Origin of the sequence: Heyndrickxia camelliae (assembly GCF_002844575.1) — a bacterium.
Lineage (GTDB): Bacteria > Bacillota > Bacilli > Bacillales > Bacillaceae_C > Margalitia > Margalitia camelliae.
This window is the reverse complement of record NZ_PIQO01000050.1, coordinates 1-4,499: the sequence shown is the minus strand read 5'-3', so window position 1 is coordinate 4,499 and position 4,499 is coordinate 1. Positions and strand designations below refer to the sequence as shown.

Here is a 4,499-nt window from a genome sequence, read left to right as displayed (position 1 = left end):
GAAATTCTAGTAGCAAAACTATTTGCAGTTTGTTGTAAAGTACTTACATTTCCCTCAGTTGTTGAAATTCTAGATGTGAGGCTGGAAGTTGTCTGTACTATCGCTGAAATATCTCCAGTATTTTCATCCACTTTTACACTTAATGCATTAGCAATATCAATTGCGTCACCAGCATTTACTAAAGCATTTTGAGCATTATCAAATGCACCTTGTGCTTGATTAATTGCATTTTGAGCGTCCTGTGTAGCTTTGTTCGCTGTATCAACCGCAGTATTAGCTTGATTAATCGCATTAGCAGTATCTTTTTGTGCCTGTGATACCGCATCATTAACTGCATCCACTATTTTTTGTATTTCATTTGTTTTTGCAAGAGCATCATTAGCTGTTTGTGCTGCGCCATTTGCAGTTTCTTGCGCTTTTCCAGCCGTTTGCTCTGCTCCTTTTGCCACTTTAGAAGAATTNCTTAATGCATTAGCAATATCAATTGCGTCACCAGCATTTACTAAAGCATTTTGAGCATTATCAAATGCACCTTGTGCTTGATTAATTGCATTTTGAGCGTCCTGTGTAGCTTTGTTCGCTGTATCAACCGCAGTATTAGCTTGATTAATCGCATTAGCAGTATCTTTTTGTGCCTGTGATACCGCATCATTAACTGCATCCACTATTTTTTGTATTTCATTTGTTTTTGCAAGAGCATCATTAGCTGTTTGTGCTGCGCCATTTGCAGTTTCTTGCGCTTTTCCAGCCGTTTGCTCTGCTCCTTTTGCAACTTTAGAAGAATTAGTAAAAGGGATATCAACGCTCCCCATGATTACCATTACGTTNTTGCAAGAGCATCATTAGCTGTTTGTGCTGCGCCATTTGCAGTTTCTTGCGCTTTTCCAGCCGTTTGCTCTGCTCCTTTTGCCACTTTAGAAGAATTAGTAAAAGGGATATCAACGCTCCCCATGATTGCCATTATGTCCCACCTCCTCGCTTATGCTCATCGATACGGAAAAGTTGATTAGTACGTTGGTTACTTTCCACATCTTCATTCCCAAAAGCGAAACCTTGTATCAACCATTTCTTCCCGTTGGAGTCGTAATAATAGCTTATTGTTTCCGGCTCGTTATGATTGTTGATTTCTTCAATGGTTCCTTTATCAAGCGTATAAACAATTCGATAAACCAACGACTTTGAACGGATATCAAAACAATATAAACACCGTTGGTCCTCTCCGGTGGAACTTCCACTAGTAAAATAAACATAAGGGAAATCTAAGCATGCAGATTGATAAGTCTGTTCGGTACCAAAATAATTAATATCACTACCTTTTGCCGTATACACCGGCTTATAGATGTGATTTAAAACATCTGATTTTTTACAAACGTAAAATGTTGGGTCAGCTTTTCCGCCAACAAAAAGGACGTACCCATTTTGTACGTCCAAGTTCGTTCGTAATTCTTCATTTACAGATAGTAAATCAACGATGCTGCTGTCTCCCCATTTTAGTATCTTATTCGCCTGGTATTTATACTTAACGATATGCCACTTATTATTGTTGTCACGATAATAAGACCAAATCCACATTTGACCATCCACGTATTCAATGCCAAAATGGGCACCGTGTCCACCGTTTATGGCCCACATCCTATCTTTGATAGCTCCGGTTAGGTCGGTTCTTGTGATTAAATAGGAAGATACTGCATCCCCATTTTTAGGACCTGTATAGCCTTGTGACCAATAAATATCACCGTGCACATCATCAACCTGGGCATATTGCGCAACACCTTTTGTGAAGTCATCCCATCCATCCGGAGGATCCATTTGCAAAGTTGCAAAATAAGTTGCGTCTTCTTCCGTAGCAAAAATGATTGGATCCGATAGTCCATCGTCCACTTGGCATCGAATGGTTGAATTTGCAACCTCTGAACCAACTGTGATGATATTTCCAATACCTATATGGGAATTTTCCCAGGCAGTATCATGGGAACCATCGGAATTTATTTTTTGCCAAACAAACTTATCATTACTGATTTGAGAAGTAATTTCTTCTGTACCGTAATAAACACGGATAATAATTCTCTTTTCGGTATCATCCGCAAAATCCGTTCCATCCGGTGTAAAATACTCAATTTTATAGGATTTTGCCTTTTGTGCTTCTTGGTAAGCCTGGGAAGCTTTTGATCTCAATTCCCATATGTCTGAAGGTGTAACAGCGACAATTTCAATAAATTCACCAAGTATTACTTTGTTATTGGTAGGATTAGCTTCTGACTCGTCTAATTGAATCACCCTTGCTGCAATGGTTAATTCCGGTTGCATAGAAAAATCCACTACTTGAAAGTGATCACCTAAGTTGGGCCTAAATCCCAAATAAGCTACATCCACATTGTAGTTATATTTTGGATGATTAAATTTCTCTAATTGCTCCTTTCCCCAATCCAAAAGGCCAGAAGGATTAAGGATTTGGTCATTTACCACATACCCTTCTAAATATGGACCGCCATTGTTGTATAAATCGTTGGCGTCTTCATCGACGATGTATTCACGACCATTATTCACACTGGCAATGGTGACAACCTCGTTTTTACTATTAGTGCCACCATACACAAAAAGTTTGGTGTACATTTCTTGGTCGCTACCAGTTCGAGTCAATCCTAATAAGTCATAACTATATTCCACCCGATATCCTAGCGATTCACCCAGTTCTTCCACAATGTCGACTAATTTACGAACAATTTTTCCATTGTATACCTGGACATAGGCTCTAATCTCCACGCTAAATTGACTGGTGAGTTGGTCTAGCCAATATTGAGCATTATTCCCTGCGCTAAATTCTAAAGATTTTACCCCACCGAAGAAATCATTATTCCCTATTTCCCATCCAGACTGCTGCAAGATGTGTTCAAATGCTGTTTGGCTGTTTGCTGCACTAAACGTTTTAGGTTGTACGATTTTATGTGTTAAGTCCCATGCTAATAGATTAACAGCTTGTACCGTTTTCACGTGAGTGGAACCAATAGCATCGTCTTCCCATTCTGTTATACGGAAACAATAAAAAAAGCCATCATCTGCCTGTTTTAGAAGGTGATAGCCTTGTGTCATATATTCTGTTTCGCGATATCCATAAGGAACACTAATTTGAAGCGTATCAGACCATATTTTTCCCTGGTCATCTGCAATTTTCACCGAACGTAAATCATCATAAAATTTGCAGCCTTTTCCGTTCAAATCCAATACACCACAAACATTTAGATTGGGATCTAATATTGTATACAAGCTATCACCCCCTAGTTCTTAGTTGGTCGATACTCCACGTACCAATCTGCTTCGTCTAAATTTGGCTCAAACGCAAAGGTCTTTAAAATTCCACCTTTCATGAGGGGAAATTCCGAACCAATATAAAAATTCTGCATGAATGGAGCACCATTTTTATAAACCGTATGATCCTCACTATTGATCTTTATTTCATCTCCATTATGCGCAATGATTGTTGGTTCCGTAGCAGCACCGTTCCCGCCATCGATAATATTCCAAACTTTCACATCAGCTAATCCCATATTATTATTTTTGTAGCTTTTAGGAGGCTTCGCTGCATCTTCGGAAATATCCATTTTGGCAGTGTAAAAAGCTACTCCAGCTAATTTCTTCTTGGAATACTTATTACTGGTATCAGTCCAATTAACGATTATCGGCTTATCCCACAATGGATTAGAGTTTGAGTCCAACTTGAGTATATACACTTGATATTTGTTCCCGATTTTTTGAAGACGTAAGTATCCGTAAAAATTGGTATAGGTGGATGTTGATGTATCTTCATCCAATTTAACCGTCTTCCATTGCTGAACGGTTTTTTTCTTTCCCTTTGAAGTAACCGTTTTGGTACCATTCCCAAGCTTAACTGTTTTGGTTGTCTTTTTCCCCTTTTTCACTTTCCCCACACCAGCATAAATTTCTTTGAAGCTTGAGGAGGTTCCAATTTGAAACTGAACGGCAACTTCCTCACTATTACTAGCATCTTTCAGCATGATTTTACCGATTCTTGCCCCATCTTCATCTAGTAAATATAATTCTACTTTTCCATGCGCACGTGGATAATATTGATAGTTATACATTCTTATCAATAATCTCCAGTCATCGTAAGCATTAGGCAACCATTGTTGTCTAACTGGACCATGCCATTTTTTATTGTTTGTTGCCGGTCCAAAGTCAGATACCCCATTCGAGTCTAATCCTACTTTCAATGCATTGCCGGTTGATTTCATTGTTCCAGAAGGTATACCGTTTTCTATTTGAAAGGTAAGATTATCCTTCGTAATTTCAGTCCACGTGGCCAATGTACTACAAGGGTCATGAAAGACTAAAGGCTCTTTATTTATTGGAGAGTCCCCTGTATCTGGATCTACATCTGCCCCGACATAAACATAATTGCCGTCTTGGTCAGTTATAGCAATTTTTGTTACATCTTTTTTCGGTAAGCAAGTAAAAATGGGATAGCATTCTGCCGTCCCATT

General features: G+C 38.8%; 2 protein-coding genes. Both read right to left on the bottom strand.

The annotated features are described in order from the left end of the window. Positions 1 to 960 precede the first annotated feature (960 nt). Positions 961 to 3,264, bottom strand: a complete 2,304-nt coding sequence (locus CWO92_RS24750; RefSeq protein ID WP_101356832.1) for a phage tail spike protein — start codon at positions 3,262 to 3,264, stop codon at positions 961 to 963. A gap of 11 nt (positions 3,265 to 3,275) precedes the next feature. After that, positions 3,276 to 4,499: phage tail protein (locus CWO92_RS24745; RefSeq protein WP_101356831.1), on the bottom strand; the 1,224-nt coding region annotated here is incomplete at its 5' end.